The organism is Bradyrhizobium sp. Rc3b, from assembly GCF_900114915.1.
Taxonomy (GTDB): domain Bacteria; phylum Pseudomonadota; class Alphaproteobacteria; order Rhizobiales; family Xanthobacteraceae; genus Bradyrhizobium.
On the sequence record NZ_FOUS01000002.1, the window covers coordinates 225224 to 241608 of the forward strand.

A 16385-nucleotide genomic window follows, 5' to 3' on the forward strand; every position below is an offset into this window, starting at 1 on the left:
GACATCAAGCGTTGGGGCGCCGGCGCTCTGGTCTTCGCCGCCCTGGCCGTGGTGGGTGGCATGTCCAACGCATACGTCATCTCGCTTCTGACGATCGTCCTGTTGTTCACCTTCATGGGACAATCGTGGAACCTGATGCTCGGGATCGGCGGGCAGCTATCCATCGGTCACGCGCTGTTCGTTGGAATCGGCGCGTATGCGGTGGCGATCCTCAACATCAAATACGGCGTCACCCCGTGGATCGGTCTGCTGCTGGGCGCGGTGATTGCGGGCTTCGTCGGCGCGGTGCTGGCGTGGCTGAGCTTCCGCTTCGAGGTGCGTGGCATCTATTTCGCGTTGCTCACGATCGCAGCCGCCGAATTCGCCCGAATCATGTTCGGCGGGTGGGACTATGTCGGCGGCATGCAGGGCCTGTTCTATCAGGCGCCGAGCAGCGCGATCGACCTCGGGATGCTGCGCGGTGACGCGCGGTTCTACTACTTCGTCGCGCTCGCGCTTGCGGCCATCGGCGTCGCGGGAACGGAGCTGATCTCGCGGTCCTATTGGGGCTATGTCTGGCGGGCGATGCGGGATGACGACGAGGCCGCCCGCGCGCTGGGGGTACGGACGTTTCGCCACAAGGTGCTGGTGGTCTCGATATCGGCCGCGACGGCCGCGATCGGCGGCGGCGTGCTGGGCCTGGTGCAGGGCGCGATCTTTCCGGATTCGATCATGGGCATGGCGATCTCGGTCGACGTCCTGATCGGCCCCGTGGTCGGCGGATTGGGCACGGCGTTCGGCCCCCTGGTCGGCTCGATGGCCGCAATCCCGCTGCATCACGCCATGGGAGCTCTCGGCGACGCCCTGGGGCTCCCCGGACTGAACAGCGTCGCCTACGGGGCGGTGCTGATCCTGGTCGTGTGGTTTCTGCCCGACGGCATCTGGCCGTCGATCGTCCGGCTCTACGGGGCGATCCAGCTGCCGGCGCGCGGCCCGATCCCACAACTGCGGAAGGTCGAGGAATGACCGCGCTGCTCGAAGTGAAGAACCTGACCAGAGCGTTCGTTGGATTGGTCGCGGTCAATGACGTCAGCTTCTCACTGCAGGCGGGCCGCATCACCGCCCTGATCGGGCCGAACGGCGCCGGCAAGACCACCTGCTTCAATCTCGTGGCCGGGGCGCTGAGACCGACCGCCGGGCAGGTGCTGTTCGAGGGGCGTTCGCTCGAGCGCGAGCCGCCCGAAGCGGTGTGCCGCATGGGCATTGCCCGCACCTTCCAGATCGTTCGGCCGATGAAAGATATGTCGGTGCTGGAGAATGCCATGGTGGGCGCCTTCAGCTGGACGACGAACGTCAAGGAGGCGCGGGACAAGGCGTATGAGTCGCTCGACAATGTCGGGCTCGCCGGCAAGGCGAATGCCCGGACGGATCAGCTGACGTTGCCCGATCGCAAGATGCTGGAGATGGCGAAGGCGCTTTCGACCCGCCCCAAGCTGCTGCTGCTCGACGAAGTGATGGCGGGGCTGCGTCCGACCGAAGCGGCCGGTGTCGTCGGCGTGCTGCACAGGCTCGCCGAGGGCGGACTGACGATCCTGCTGGTCGAGCACGTGATGCGGATCGTGATGGAGGTGGCATCGACCGTGGTGGTGCTTCACCACGGCGCCAAGATCGCCGAGGGCAAACCGTCAGAGGTGGTGGCGGATCCTGCGGTGCTGGAAAGTTATCTGGGAGCCGGCTTCCATGCCTGACGACGCGCTTCTCGCCATCGACGATCTGTGCGTGGCCTATGACGGCTCCAATGCGCTGAACGGCGTGTCGCTCCGCATCGGCAGGGGTGAACTGATCTGCGTGGTCGGCGCCAACGGCGCCGGCAAGACCTCTCTGATCCGATCAATCGCGGGGATCGTGCCGTCGTCGGGCGGTTCCGTCAGGCTCGACGGAGTCGATATCTCCCGGCGACCGCCGTGGGACATCTGCGAAATGGGCATCGCTCAGGTCGCCGAGGGGCGCCAGATCTTCGGTGCGCTCTCTGTCGAGGACAATCTGCTGATCGGAGGCTCGCTGAAGCGGGCCAGGCACGACCGGGCAAACACGCTTGATTCCGTCTATCACCTGTTCGGGCGACTTCGCGAACGCCGCGACCAGCTCGCCGGCACGCTCTCCGGCGGCGAGCAGCAGATGCTGGCGATCGGTCGCGCGATCATGTCGAAGCCGGAAATCGTGATGTTCGACGAGCCGTCGATCGGGCTGTCGCCGGCGCTGACCGACGTCATGTTCGGCGTCGTCAAATCCCTCAACGAGCAGGGCATCACGGTCCTTCTCGTCGAGCAGAATGTCGCCAAGTCGCTCGCGCTGAGCAGCCGCGGCTATGTGCTCGAGAACGGCTCCGTGGTGTTACACGGATCGAGCCGTGATCTGCTCGAGAACCCCGATGTCCAGCGCGCCTATTTGGGATTGTGAGGCGCGCCGTCTCGGCGAGGCGTCGGACATTGCCGCTCTCGTTGCCGCCGCTTGGTCCACCGTTCCCCGGCTGTTGCAGCCGCTCTCGCTTGGGTCTCACTTATGAACACTGCCACTGCTCTCCTGATCGAGCGTGATCAAGACCTGGTCACGGTCACGATGAACCGGCCGCCGGCCAATGCGCTGAATGCTCAACTCATCGTCGAGTTGCTGGAGGCGATCCGGCGCTTTGCCGATGACGAGAAACCGCCCGGCATCGTGCTCACCGGAGGCGGCGACCGCTTCTTCAGCGCAGGCGGCGACATCAAGGAAGTCGTCGGGATCGATGTCGCGAGGCCGCGCATCCGGTTCTTCCACGAACTTCTCGTGGCGATGGAGAACTATCCGGGTCCGATCGTCTGCGCCGTCCGCGGGTATGCGGTCGGAGGCGCTCTGGAGTTTCTGCTGCATGCGGACTATGTCGTGGCCGATGCGGCGTGCAAGATTGGGTTCCCGGAAATCAACCACGGCCTGCTGCCGGTGACCAAAGGCATGCGCCGGGCCGTCGAGAAGCTCGGCGTGCGGGCGGCACAAGAGCTGCTGTATTGGGGCGAGCTCGTCGGCGCGGAGCGCGCCGTGGCGATTGGCGCTGTGAACGAGATCGTCGCGACCGAGGAGGTCGCGTCCCGAGCGCGAGACGTGTGCGGCGCGTTGCGGCAGAAAGACCGCAAGCTGTTCCACGCCATCAAACGATCGCTCAACCTCACCAGGCAAATGAGTGATCAGGCGCTCGAAGAAATGACCGTGGCCGACCTCGACGCCTATGTCACAGACGAGAGCTCGATTAATGTGCGTGCGAGGTTTTTGTCAAGGAACAGTAAGGGCTGAATGATGGCGCGCGGATATCCCGATCAGATCTATCTGGAGCAGATGAGCCACGAGGAAGTCGCCGCGGCGCTGGCCGATGGGTGCACGACGGTGGTGATCCCGCTGGGGGCCGTCGAGCAGCATGGACCGCATTTGTCTTTGGGCATGGATGCGGATCATGCCGATGCTCTGGCCGAGCGGATCGCGCGCAGCCGCGGCAACACGCTGGTGGCGCCGACCATCAGGGTCGGCTGCTCGTCTCACCATCTGCCATTCCCGGGCACGATCTCGCTGCGGCCGGAGACGCTAGAAGCGATTTGTGTCGATTATTGCACGAGCCTGGCGCGGCACGGCTTCAAGCGCATCCTGATTCACTCGGCCCACATCGGCAATTTTCCGGTCCTGAAGGACATGCTCGGTCGCTTGCGTGGGGCCGTCCCCTCGGATGTTGCGATCCAGGCATTCGTCGTCTCGACGAAATGGATCGACACGTGGCGCGATGCGGTGCGCGAAGCCGGAGGAGACGTGTCGGCTGTCGGCGGCCACGCCGATATCGCTGAGACGTCGCTGATGATGGTCATTCGGCCCGACAGCGTCAGACCGGACCGCTTCGAGGTGGGCCATCTTGGCGGCTTGTCGGAGGCTGACCTCGAGCTGATGTGGAAGAACGGCATCCGATCGGTTTCGCATAACGGCGTGATCGGAAGTCCGTTCGGCTCGAGCCACAGCATCGGCGAAGCGTGCCTCGCGGCGGTCGCCGAGTTGCTGATCAAGACCTTCGATAGCGAGGCCGGAGACGACAGCGCCCGCCGTTGACGGTCAGCCCGTCCGCTGCGCGGCGAAGATTCCCGCGGCGTCTGCCATGTTGCGAATACTGACAGCATAAAATTCGGAAAGCTTGACTACGGAACGCGGCTTTCGGGCGAAAATATCGCCCCGCCTATGAAACCCTCTGGCATCTCGAAAGCTAAGAGGATTGAGACATGGCACTTACGTTCGGGTTCTGGTCTGAACAGGAAACCCAGGTCGGCCACAGTTACTCGCGCAGGCTTCACGAACTCGTCGACGAAGTCCGTCTGGCCGAGAAAGTCGGCTTCGACTGTGTCGCGCTCTCCGAGCAGCACGTGGCACTGGGCGGGATCTCGAGCTCGGCGCCCGAAGTGGTGTTCGGCTATCTGGCCGCGGTGACGTCGCGCGTCAAGCTGCGCGCAGCCGTGACGCTGATGCCGCAGCGCATCAACCACGCCTTGCGTTCGGCCGAGCGGCTTGCGGTGACCGACATCCTGTCCAACGGCCGCATGGAATTCTACGGCGGCCGCGCCAACACCACCATCGCGATGCGGGCGTTCAACGTCGATCCGAACGAAACGCTGGCGCAGATGGAAGAAGGACTGGCGCTGCTGAAAAGGGCGATGCGCCAGGACATTTTCACGTTTGACGGCAAGTACTACCAGATCCCTCCGCGCCAGCTGGTTCCGAAGCCGCTGCAGAAGCCGCATCCGGTGATCGGGATCGCGGCGACCAGCGAGCGCAGTCACGTCTGGGCGGCCTCGCAGGGTTTCGCCGTGATGAGCAGCAACATCTATCAGGGCTGGGAAGCGCAACAGAAGCTGATCGGTGCCTATCAGAAGAACTGGAAACGCGACGAGGGGGGACCGCTGCAGCGTCCGCGTATCGGCATTCCGCTGTTCATCGGTATCGGGAAAACGGACGAGCAGGCCAAGGCGGATTATGCCGGCCCACTGATGCACTATGCCAAGATCTCGACCGATGCCTATCCTCGTCTCGCGGCGATTGCCGATGACTATAAGTACATGGGAGAGAGCGTGCCGTCGATGGAGCGTGCCGCCAACGACTGGGACTATCTGGTCAACGAGTCGGCCACGACGGTGTGCGGCAGCCCCGATACGGTCATTCGTCAGATCGAGAAGTTCGAGGCCATGGGGATCGACGAGGTGCTGCTGCACATGGACTCGGTCCCGCACGAAAAGATCATGGAAGCGATCGACATGGTCGGTCGCTACGTCATCCCGCATTTCAACGACAGAAACAACGTCGTGCGGCCGACCGAGGAGATCCTCGGGCAGATCCGGCTGATGCGGACCCAGAACAAGTAATCCAGCGGTGAAATCAATGTCTCAATACGGCTACAAGTACCTGATCGTCGAACAGCGCGCCACAGGCGTCGCGATCGTCACGATGAACCGACCGGAGATCCTCAACGCGATCAACTGGGAGATGCACGAGGAGCTCGAAGACGTCTTCGTCAAGCTGGATCACGACAGCTCTGTCAACGCGATCGTTCTCACCGGTGCGGGCCGCGGATTTTGCTCCGGTGGCGATCAGAAGTCGCTGGATAAGGGGACGCTGCCGTCCCCGACGCGCAGCGGTCGCCACCTCATCCGCAACATGCTGGAAGTCGAAGTGCCGATCGTCGCGGCCGTCAACGGGGTCGCGGTCGGCCTGGGTGCCACGCTCGCGCTGTTCTGCGACGTGATCTATGCGAGCTCGACAGCTCGTTTCGCCGACACGCACGTTAATGCCGGCGTTGTCGCGGGCGATGGCGGCGCGGTGATCTGGCCGCTGCTGATGGGGCCGGTGCGTGCGAAGCACTATCTGATGACCGGCGAATTCATCTCCGCCGAGAAAGCGGCTGCTATCGGCATGATCAACGAGGTGGTCGCGGACGGTAACGTTCTCGATGCCGCGATCGAATACGCCGAACTGCTGGCAAGCGGGCCGAAGGAATCGATCGTGTGGACCAAGTACAGCGTCAATAAGATCATCAAGCAGTATGCCCACCTGCTGCTCGACACTTCTGCGGCGCTGGAGATGTTGACCTTCAAGTCGCCCGAGAGGGCCGAGGCGGTAGCCGCCTTCGCGGCCAAGCGCAAGCGTTTCGCGGAGCGATGAGATGAACGTCGCTGCGATTAGATCCGGCGCCCAGTTGGCCGATACGACCATCGCGCAACTTTTGGCTGCGCGACTTGCGGAGCGGCCCGACAAGATCGCCGTGCAACAAAAGCGTCACGGCGCCTGGACCGCCATGACGTGGGGCGCCTATGCGCAGCGTGTCGTGAACCTGGCCAGCGCGCTGCAGCGTGCTGGTCTCGAGCGCGGCGATCGGGTCGCGATCATGGGCGATTCGTCCGAGGAATGGTTGATCGCCGACATGGCCACGATGTGCGCCGGCGGCGTCATGGTAGGCGTGTACTTCACCTCGTCACCTGAAGAAGTGGCTTACTGTCTCACGGATTCAGGCGCGAAGTTCGCGTTCGTCGGCGGGGAGCAGCAGCTTCGCATCGTGATCGCCTCCAATCAGGCCGAACAGCTCCGCGGCATCATCGTGCTCGACCCGGATTGGACCGGCGAGGCCACGGCGTCGATCAAGTCGCTGGCCGACTTTGTCGGAGCACACGACGTCGATGCGCATGATTATCTGCAGAAGGAGAGCGCGACAGCAAAGGCGTCCGATGTCGTCAGCATCGGCTATACGTCCGGGACGACCGGGAACCCCAAAGGCGCCATGCTGACGCACCTTTCCATTCTCGCCGGCGTTCATTGCATCACCCTGTTCGGCCCCAGCATGCGCGAGGAGGAACATCGGGTGGTGGTGCATTTGCCGATGTCGCATACCGTCGCGCGCGGGCAGGCGACGACGTTGCCGCTGATCGCCGACGCAGTTCCTTATTTCGGCGAGACGACCGCGGACTTCGCCCAGACGATCAAAGAGGTGAAGCCGACCTACTACATGGCGCCGCCGCGGTTCTACCAGCGTTTTGCGACGCAAATTCTCAGCAAGGTGCATCCCGCCGGCGGCGCGGGAGATCAGAACTACACGCTCGCCATGACGATCGCGCGCAGGGCGCTCGAAGACCGCCAGGGCGGCCACGAAGACGCCTTCGTCTCGAAACTATTCGCGGCCTGCCGCGAGCAAGTGTTCCTGCCGCTGCTCGCGGAGGTCGGTTTCGACGAGCTGAAGGTCGCGTTCACCTCGTCGGCGGCGATGCCGTCCGAGCTGATGTCGCTGTGGCAGCTGTGGGGCTTGCAGCTCAAGGAGTGCTACGGCCAGACCGAATTGGTCGGTGCCAATCTGGTGCAGATGGCGGAGTGGCCGAAGGCCGGCAACGTCGGGGTCCCGTTGCCGGATCCGGCTTGGGAAACCGCCGTGCTCCAGGACGGCGAGATGATCGTCCGTGGACCGGGATTGTTCGCGGGCTATTGGAACAAGCCGGACGAAACGAAGGCCGCGCTTCGCGACGGCTGGCTCTACACCGGCGACATCGTCGAAGTGTCGCCGGAAGGAACCTTCAAGCTGGTCGACCGGAAGAAGGAAATCATCAACACGTCGAACGGTAAATCGATCAGCCCAACTCAGATCGAAAACGAGCTGAGGCACAGCCCCTTCATCTCCGAAGCGGCGGTCATCGGCGAGGGGCGAAAATATCTCACCGCCCTGATCGAAGTGGATGCTACCGCCACACTGGACTGGGCGAAGTCGCGCGACGACAAGATCACAGGTTACGCCGACCTGGCAGCCTCCGAGATCGTCAACCGGCTGATCGAGGCGGAGATCGGCAAGGCCAACGGAAGGCTGGCGCGAGCCGAGCAGATCAAGGCGTTCCGCATTCTGCCGGAGGAGCTGTCGCTCGAGAACGGCGTGATGACGCCGACGCGGAAGAAGCGTCGCAAGCAGATCAACGAGCGCTATCAGTCGCTGATCGCATCTCTCTACGACGAAACCGAGGAAAAGCTGATCAAGGCCGAGATGGGCCTTTGACGTCGGCGGTCGCTCCCCAAACCTACGAAGCTACTAGTCAAGATACAGTTCACTCCTTCAGCAACAGGACATCGAGATGACCAAGCGAAGCGGAATCACGCGGCGGACGATTGTCGGAAGCGGATTGGGAATTGCGGCAGGCCTGGTATCAAGGCCATCGTTTGCGGCGACCACGAAAGTGAAGGTCGGAGCGATCATGCCCAGCAGCGGCGTGCTGGCGTTTCCCGGTCAGGCCTGCGTGCGCGGCATCGATCTCGGCGCCAAATTCGCGCGTGAGAAGTTCGGCCTCGACATCGAGATCGTTCACGCCGACACGCAAAGCCGTCCGGAGAACGGCCGGATTGCCGCCGAGAGCCTGATCCGGCAGGGCTGCACCGTGCTGATCGGCGCGTGGGATTCCGGCGCCACCATTTCGGCGCTGCAGGCCTGCGAGGCCGCCAAGGTGCCGATGGTGGTCCACATCGCGAGCGCCACCCAGGTGACTTCGCAGGGCTTCACCCAAGTGTTCCGCTATTACCCCACGTCGCTGACCATCGTGCGGCAATCGCTGGCCGAGCTGAAGTCCGTGCTCGGCACGCTGAGGGATCCGCCGAGCAGCGCCGTCGTTCTCCATCTCAACAACACGATGGGGCAGTCGACGGCGGCCAGCATCGATCAGGCGTGGAAGGAGGTAGGTGTTCCGCTCAAGATCGCGCAGTACGTTGCCTATGACGAGAAGGCCAAGGACCTGTCGGTGGAAGTAGCCAAGGCGAAAGCGTCGGGTGCCGATGCCTTGATCTCGGTCACGCGCGTCAACGACGCGATCATGATCGCGCGCGAATGCATCAAGCAGGGCTGGGATCCCAAGATGGTGTTTTCGCCTAACTCCAACGGCGTGTCGGACAAGGCGTATCATGACGCGCTCGGAAAGTACGGTGACGGTCCGGTTCTGTCGGCGTTGTGGCTCAATCCCAAGGGCACCGAGACCGACAAGATCATGAAGATGTTCGCGGCCGACTACCCGCGCGACTGGTTCGATGCCAATGCGGGCTGCGCGTTCGAGGCGGTGCAGATCGTCGCAGATGCCGTGACGCGGGCGGCGTCGCCGGAGTCACCAGCGATTCACGGCGCGCTCAAGACGACCGACATGAAGCCTTTCCTGATGTACGGCGACAACACCAAGTTCGACGAGACCGGCCAGAACATCCACTGTTCGATGGTGATGCTGCAGGGTTTGAAAGGCAGGCCGCGGGTGGTGGCTCCAAAGGCCATCGCGGAAGCGTCGCTCGAATATCCGCTTGCGCCTTACAGCAAACGCTGAGCTCGTCCCGTGCGGCCCCGCGAAAGTGTCGTGGGGTCGCGGTCGTCAAATACCGAGGCAGGGACGTGCGAGCTAGGGCAAACTGTCCGAATTTATCAGGCGCGACCGCTCGGCAAGGAAGCGGCGAGGGCTCTGTCCCATCGTCTTCTTGAACATCGTGATGAACGCGCTGGGCGTTTCGTAGCCCAGTTCCAGCGACACGGCCTGGACCGAACTGCCCGCCGTGAGGCGTTGCATGGCGATCAGAATGTGGAGACGCTGGCGCCAGCGCCCGAAGGTCATCCCTGTTTCCTTGGCGATGAAGCGTGCGAACGTGCTCTCGCTCATTGCGTAGCGCGAGGCGACTTCGTCCATCGTGCTGCGGTCGCCCGGATTATTCAACAAGGAATTGGCGAGGTGTTGAAGACGGGCGTCGGGGGAGATCGGCAGATACATTTCATCCGTCGTCGGCATCTGCACGAGTTCGTCGAGCAATACCCGGCCGAGACGGCTGGTCGGTCCTTCCAGCGGATAGAGCGGTGGGAACACCGAGAGGCGGTGGATCAATTCGCGCACCAGCGACGTGATCATCAGCGTGCAGCAGGTCCGCGGCAGCATGCTGACCTGTGGATCGATGAACACGGTGTAGAGTTTGCCGAAATCGGCCACGCAATTGCTGTGCTGCACGCCGGCCGGGATCCATACCGCGCCTTGCGGAGGTACGATCCACAAGCCGCCAGGCGCCCGGCACATCACCGAGCCATGAGATGCGACGACCAATTGGCCTTTGCGGTGTGAGTGCAGCGGTAGGTCGTCGTTGTCTTTGCTGGTTTCGAGACAGAATGAAGTGACGGGACGATCGAACTGATCCGGATCGACCGGATCATAGTTGATCCGAAGATCGGGCAGATCCATTCGCGCAAAATCCGGATCGAACTCGGTCTCGGGCGGCATTTCAATCCTGCCTATTCGTCAAGTCAGTCAAGCCTTGATGCAGATCCTGCTGTTAACTGAGGTTAGCTGTTTTGAAAGGTCAGGTCACTAGTCGCGGCGAGCCGTTGAGTTCGCTGATCTGCGACAAGATGCCCGCTCCTGCGGCGTGAGCGCTTAGTGATGCGTCATGTTGCGCCGTGACCAAGCGGAAGCACCTGTCAGGCGGCCCACGGTTCGATCACTTGCTGATTAAACCAACAGCAGAGAATGCTGCGACGCGAGCCTCGGCGTCCCTCAGGAGTCGGGCAATCCGTCGGAACGCGGCCGTATTCAGCAGCACGTGCCATAGCACCCGATGCTACCAAGTGCCGGCTTTCTGGAGCCCGACGCATGACTGCACACATCGATCCGCCACGCAAGGCGGTCAACGCCGATCAGGACACGGTCGAAACCGCCGATTGGCTCGCATCGCTTGGATCGCTCCACCGCAGCGCCGGTGCCGAGCGCGTGCGATACATCCTGGCTGCGCTTGATCGGCGTGCGAAGGAGCTTGGAGTTCTGCCGGACTCTCCGCCGTTTTCGCCCTATCGCAATTCGATTCCGCTCGAGCAGCAGAAGCCCTACCCCGGCAACATCGCGATCGAGACGCGCCTGACGGCGATCATTCGCTGGAACGCGCTCGCGATGGTGGTCCGTGCCAACAGGGCCTATGGGGAACTCGGCGGGCACGTCGCCAGCTATGCCTCAGCCGCGGAGATTTTCGAAGTCGGATTTAATCATTTCTTTCGCGCGTCAAGCTCCGAGTCGGAGGGGGACTTGGTGTATTTCCAGCCGCATTCGTCTCCCGGAGTCTATGCACGAGCGTATCTCGAAGGCCGTCTGTCGGACGAAAATCTCAAGCTGTATCGCCAGGAACTGAGCGGTCCCGGTCTGTCGTCCTATCCGCATCCCTGGCTGATGCCGGAGTTCTGGCAGGTGCCGTCGGCGTCGATGGGCCTCGGCCCGATCAGCGCGATCTACCAGGCGCGGTTCATGAAGTATCTGCAGCATCGCGGCCTGGTGCAGACGGCTGGTCGCCACGTCTGGGGTGTGTTCGGCGACGGCGAGATGGACGAGCCGGAATCGATCGCCGGGCTCGCCCTGGCGGCGCGGGAAAATCTCGACAACCTCACCTTCGTCGTCAATTGCAACCTGCAGCGCCTGGATGGGCCGGTCCGCGGCAACGGCCAGGTGATTCAGGAACTCGAATCTCTCTTCCAGGGCGCCGGCTGGAACGTCATCAAGGTGTTGTGGGGATCGGACTGGGACGATATCTTCGCACGCGACAGCAAGCATGCGCTGCTGCGCAAATTCGCCGACACCGTCGATGGCAAATATCAGACGCTCGGCGCCAAGGATGGCGCCTACAACCTCGCCAACTTCTTCAGCGAGGACCCCGAGGTCCGGGCGCTGGTTGCGCACATGTCGGACGCGGATATCGACGGCCTGAAGCGCGGTGGCCACGACTTCAAGAAGCTGTTCGCTGCCTTTGCTGCCGCTAAGGACATGAAGGGTCGGCCGACCGTCATTCTGGCGAAGACCAAGAAGGGCTACGGCATGGGCGGCGCCGGCGAGTCGCGCATGACGTCGCACCAGGCCAAGAAGCTCGACGTCGATGCGCTGTATGCGTTCCGCGACCGGTTCGCTCTGCCGCTCAGCAACGAGCAGGTCGAGAATCTGGAGTTCTTCACGCCTGCGGAAGACAGCGCGGAAATTCAGTATCTGCGCGCCCGTCGCGCGGCACTCGGCGGCTACATGCCGGTGCGGCGACGCGCTTCGGCGACGCTGCCGGTGCCGCCGCTGCAATCCTACGCGGAGTTCGCGTTGCGCGGTGACGGCAAGGAGACGTCGACGACGATGGCGATCGTGCGGCTGTTCACCAATTTGCTCAAGGACAAGACGCTCGGCCCGCGCATCGTTCCCATCGTCGCCGACGAAGCCCGCACCTTCGGAATGGCGAACCTGTTCAGGCAGGTCGGCATCTACTCGCCGGCAGGGCAGCTCTACGAGCCGGAAGATGCCGGCTCGATGCTGTACTACAAGGAAGCGATCGACGGTCAATTGTTGGAGGAAGGGATCACCGAGGCGGGGGCGATTTCGTCCTGGACCGCGGCGGCGACCTCCTACAGCATCCATAACTTCCCATTGCTACCGTTCTATATCTACTATTCGATGTTCGGCTTTCAGCGGGTCGGCGATCTGATCTGGGCGGCGGCGGACCAGCGCGCGCGTGGCTTTCTGATCGGGGCGACGGCCGGCCGGACGACGCTCGGTGGCGAAGGCTTGCAGCATCAGGACGGGTCCAGCCATCTGATGGCGGCGACCGTTCCGAACTGCCGGGCCTACGATCCGGCATTCTCCTACGAGGTGGCCGTCATCGTGGATCACGGCATGCGGTCGATGCTCGAGCAGGGCAACGACGAGTTCTATTACCTCACGGCGATGAACGAGAACTATGCGCAGCCCTCGATGCCCGACGATGCGCGCGACGGCATCATCAAGGGACTCTATCGGGTTCTGCCGAGCGCTAACGGGCCGGCGAAGATCAGGCTGGTCGGCTCGGGCGCCATTCTTCCGGAGGCGCTCGCTGCCGCGGCGATGCTGCAAAGCGAATGGAAAGTGCCCAGCGAAGTCTGGTCGGCAACGAGCTTTTCCGAGCTGGCGCGAGAGGCGCGTGAGGTGGAGCGAACTAATCGGCTCTCGCCGCTGTCGACCGCGGTCGAGAGCCACGTCGCACAATGCCTCGGCGGCAAGGTGCCGATCGTCGCGGCTTCGGATTATGTCCGGGCGTATCCGCAACTGATCGGTTCTTACATCGAGGCCCCCTATACGGTGCTGGGCACCGACGGCTTCGGGCGCAGCGATACGCGCGCCGCGCTGAGATCTTTCTTCGAGGTCGATCGCAAGCAGATCGTCGTTGCGGCGCTGTCGGCGCTGGCAAAATCGGGTGACGTGGCGCGTGAGCAGGTCGCCGAAGCCATCGCCAGCTACGAATTGCCGACCGGCGTTGCATCGCCTTGGTCTCGCTGACAGAGGGCGGAGCGCGCATGTCTCATTCAATTGAAGTCGTTCTGCCGGATATCGGAGACTACAAGGATGTTCCGGTAGTCGAAATCAATGTGTTGGTCGGCGACGAGGTCACAATCGACATGCCGTTGCTGTCGATCGAGTCCGACAAGGCGACGATGGAGGTGCCATCCCCGGCCGCAGGCACGGTGGCCAAACTGATGATCGACGTCGGGGCGCGGGTTTCACAAGGTTCGGTTCTGATGATCCTCGAAGGTCGCGGTGAATCCACCGCGCCTTCGCCGGCGGCTGCGTCGGCGCCACAGGTGGAGCAACGGTCCTCGCAGCAGGAGGCGCTGTCACAGGCGGCGCCCGCCGCTCCAGTCGATGGTTCGCGAGCACGTGCACAACAGCCGCGGCCCAGCGGGGCCGCGCATGCGTCGCCGTCGGTGCGCGCTTTGGCGCGTGAGCTCGGCGTGGCGCTGGACTCTGTCGTGCCCACCGGCCCCAAAGGCCGGATTCTGCGCGAGGATGTGGCGGCCTTCGTCAACGGACTGGCGCGGTCGGGACCGGCGATGGCGCTTGCGCCCGACGCGCCGGTCGATCGGCCCAAAGTGGATTTCGAGAGGTACGGCGCGGTCGAGCGCCTGCCGCTGACGCGGATCCAGAAGCTGACCGGCGCGAACCTCTCGCGCAACTGGACCGTCATTCCCCACGTGACGAATTTCGACAAAGCGGATGTGACCGACGCTGAAGCCTTCCGCCAGCTCGCCAATGCCGAGGCCGCGAAGGACACGGCGAAACTCACCATGGTGTCGCTGCTGATCAAGGCCGCGGCCTTGGCGCTGCAGAAGTACCCGCGCTTCAATTCATCGCTCGATGGCGACGAACTGATCCTCAAGCACTACGTCCACATCGGCTTCGCCGTCGACACGCCGAAAGGTCTGGTCGTGCCGGTGATCCGGGACTGCGATAAGAAGGGCCTTCGGCAGATCGCCGCCGAGATGCGCTCGCTTGCCGACAAGGCGCTCGCGGGGCAGCTCGCGTCGGGCGACATGCAGGGCGGCTGTTTCTCGGTGTCGTCTCTGGGAGGCGTCGGCGGTCAGGGATTTACGCCCATCATCAATGCGCCCGAGGTGGCAATCCTCGGAGCCGGTCGTGCCGCCACCGAGGCAGTCTGGAATGGGCGCGAATTCGAACCGCGGCTCGTCCTTTCCCTGAGTCTGTCGTGGGATCACCGGGTCGTCGACGGCGTAGCCGGGGCCCGGTTCCTGGGCTTCGTCGCGTCGGTGCTCTCCGATCTGCGGCGTTTCGCATTGTGAGGACGCAGATGCGGACAGAGGAGATCCGGGTCCCCGACATCGGGGACTTCCGAGACGTCGAAGTCGTCGAGATCCACGTCAGGGCGGGCGACGTCGTCGCGCGAGAGCAGGCGTTGATCACCGTGGAATCCGACAAGGCGACGCTGGAGATTCCGTCGCCGATTGCAGGGGTGATCACGAGCATTTCGCTACGCGTTGGAGACAAGGTGTCTCAAGGCACCATGATTGGCACGGCGTCGGCGTCGGACAAAGCGGGCCCGCAAAGCGAGGCGGTCTCGGCGGATCAGGCCGATGCTGGCCCGCGTGCAACAGATCATGCACGCTACGATCTCGTCGTGATCGGAGGCGGGCCGGGCGGCTATTCAGCAGCTTTTCGGGCAGCAGATCTTGGACTGAGGACCGCGATCGTCGAACGCTACGGCACCCTGGGCGGAGTTTGCCTGAATGTCGGATGTATCCCGTCGAAGGCGCTGCTTCATGTTGCGGCCGTCAAAGAGGAGGCCGAGCGGATCGCTGACCTGGGCATTCGCTTCGGCGCGCCGCAGATCGATCTGCAGGCGCTGCGCGCCTTCAAGGACGGCGTGGTCACGAAGCTGACGGATGGGCTGAGCCAGATGGCGGCGGCGCGCCGCGTCACGGTGATCCGCGGCACCGCGAAATTCATCTCCGCGACGCGGCTCGAGGTTGCCGGCGAAGGGGCAGGCTCGCAGCAGATCGACTTCGGACAATGTATCATCGCGACGGGCTCGCGCGCGGTGCAGTTGGCGGTGCTTCCCAAGGACGAGCGGATCCTGACCTCGACCGGCGCGCTCTCGCTGCGAAGCATTCCGGGCGCCATGCTCGTGATCGGAGCCGGGATCATCGGGCTGGAGATGGCGACCGTCTACAGCGCGCTCGGCGCGAAGATCGATCTTGTCGAAAGGCTTCCCGATATCCTGGCGGGCGTGGATGCCGATGCGGTGAAGATCTGGCGTTCGCGCAATGCGCATCGCTTCGAGCATATCGACCTTGAAAGCAGCGTATCAACTGCCGCGGTGACGCCCGACGGCGTGACGGTTGCTATCACGGGCGCGTCAGTTCAGACACGATCCTACGATCTCGTGCTGCAATCTGCGGGCCGCGTTCCCAACAGCGGCGAGCTCGGCCTCGAACGGATCGGCGTTGCAATCGATCCGAACGGCTTCATTCAGGTCGACGAGCAGATGAGAACGACGGTGCGCAACGTCTTCGCCATCGGCGATGTCGTCGGCGGTTCGATGCTGGCCCACAAGGCCGTTCACGAGGGGCACGTCGCCGCGGAAGTAGCCGCCGGGAAGCCGGCGGCCTTTACAGCGAAGATCGTCCCCAATGTCGCCTACACCGATCCTGAGATCGCATGGGTCGGCAAGTCCGAGCGTGATGTCGCCGATTCCGGAGGGAAGATCCGTTCGGCAAAATTCCCATGGGCCGCGTCCGGCCGGGCCATCGCGTCGGGCGCGTCCTATGGCATGACGAAGCTGTTGTTCGACGTCGAGACCGATCGCATCGTCGGGGGCGTGATCGTCGGGCCGCATGCCGGCGATATGATCGGGGAAATCTGTCTCGCGATCGAAATGGGGGCTGTCGCGATCGATATCGGCAAGACCATTCACCCGCATCCGACCCTCGGCGAGACGATCGGCATGGCTGCCGAAGTCTATGAGGGCATTTGCACCGACCTGCCTCCAATCGCCAGAAAGCGGTAGCTCAGTTGGCCCAATCG

13 protein-coding genes are annotated in these 16385 nt (G+C 63.3%); 12 read left to right on the forward strand and 1 reads right to left on the reverse strand.

Annotated elements, in window-relative coordinates; all coding sequences use genetic code 11:
• The first annotated feature begins 60 nt into the window (after window positions 1-60).
• From BM190_RS04560 to BM190_RS04600, 9 genes are all read left to right on the forward strand, one after another.
• Window positions 61-1005, forward strand: coding sequence for a branched-chain amino acid ABC transporter permease (locus BM190_RS04560; protein ID WP_092252328.1), 945 nt, complete (start codon window positions 61-63; stop codon window positions 1003-1005).
• Window positions 1002-1727: an ABC transporter ATP-binding protein gene (locus tag BM190_RS04565; RefSeq protein ID WP_092252330.1), complete on the forward strand. Its 726-nt coding sequence runs from the start codon at window positions 1002-1004 to the stop codon at window positions 1725-1727. Before BM190_RS04560 ends, BM190_RS04565 begins: the two co-directional genes overlap by 4 nt.
• The gene (locus tag BM190_RS04570) at window positions 1720-2439 is read left to right on the forward strand and encodes an ABC transporter ATP-binding protein (protein WP_092252332.1); all 720 of its coding nucleotides are present in this window, start codon (window positions 1720-1722) and stop codon (window positions 2437-2439) included. The genes BM190_RS04565 and BM190_RS04570 overlap by 8 nt, the downstream gene beginning before the upstream one ends.
• A 102-nt stretch (window positions 2440-2541) precedes the next feature.
• Window positions 2542-3306, forward strand: a complete 765-nt coding sequence (locus BM190_RS04575) for an enoyl-CoA hydratase/isomerase family protein (RefSeq protein ID WP_092252334.1) — start codon at window positions 2542-2544, stop codon at window positions 3304-3306.
• Window positions 3307-4101 (forward strand): creatininase family protein, encoded by a 795-nt coding sequence (locus tag BM190_RS04580; RefSeq protein ID WP_092252336.1) that lies wholly within the window; start codon window positions 3307-3309, stop codon window positions 4099-4101.
• 167 nt (window positions 4102-4268) lie between these two features.
• Window positions 4269-5402: an LLM class flavin-dependent oxidoreductase gene (locus BM190_RS04585; RefSeq protein WP_092252338.1), complete on the forward strand. Its 1134-nt coding sequence runs from the start codon at window positions 4269-4271 to the stop codon at window positions 5400-5402.
• A 16-nt stretch (window positions 5403-5418) separates the two neighbouring features.
• Window positions 5419-6198, forward strand: coding sequence for an enoyl-CoA hydratase/isomerase family protein (locus BM190_RS04590; RefSeq protein ID WP_007594449.1), 780 nt, complete (start codon window positions 5419-5421; stop codon window positions 6196-6198).
• Window position 6199: 1 nt separating this feature from the next.
• Entirely contained in the window at window positions 6200-8065 is a 1866-nt protein-coding gene (locus BM190_RS04595; RefSeq protein ID WP_092252340.1) for an AMP-dependent synthetase/ligase, read from the forward strand.
• Between the two features lie 76 nt (window positions 8066-8141).
• Complete coding sequence (locus tag BM190_RS04600; RefSeq protein WP_092252342.1) at window positions 8142-9365, forward strand: ABC transporter substrate-binding protein; 1224 nt, start codon at window positions 8142-8144, stop codon at window positions 9363-9365.
• A 72-nt stretch (window positions 9366-9437) separates the two neighbouring features.
• Here BM190_RS04600 and BM190_RS04605 read toward each other — a convergent pair whose 3' ends face one another.
• Window positions 9438-10298, reverse strand: coding sequence for an AraC family transcriptional regulator (locus tag BM190_RS04605; RefSeq protein WP_177236913.1), 861 nt, complete (start codon window positions 10296-10298; stop codon window positions 9438-9440).
• 369 nt (window positions 10299-10667) lie between these two features.
• On the opposite strand from BM190_RS04605, the gene mdeB reads away from it, so the two are divergent.
• Genes mdeB through lpdA form a run of 3 tightly spaced genes read left to right on the forward strand, consistent with a single transcriptional unit; the run spans window position 10668 to window position 16368 of the window.
• Entirely contained in the window at window positions 10668-13346 is a 2679-nt protein-coding gene (mdeB, locus tag BM190_RS04610; protein WP_092252344.1) for an alpha-ketoglutarate dehydrogenase, read from the forward strand.
• Between the two features lie 17 nt (window positions 13347-13363).
• Window positions 13364-14644 (forward strand): 2-oxo acid dehydrogenase subunit E2, encoded by a 1281-nt coding sequence (locus BM190_RS04615; protein ID WP_092253034.1) that lies wholly within the window; start codon window positions 13364-13366, stop codon window positions 14642-14644.
• A gap of 8 nt (window positions 14645-14652) precedes the next feature.
• Window positions 14653-16368, forward strand: a complete 1716-nt coding sequence (gene lpdA, locus BM190_RS04620; protein WP_092252346.1) for a dihydrolipoyl dehydrogenase — start codon at window positions 14653-14655, stop codon at window positions 16366-16368.
• Window positions 16369-16385 lie beyond the last annotated feature (17 nt).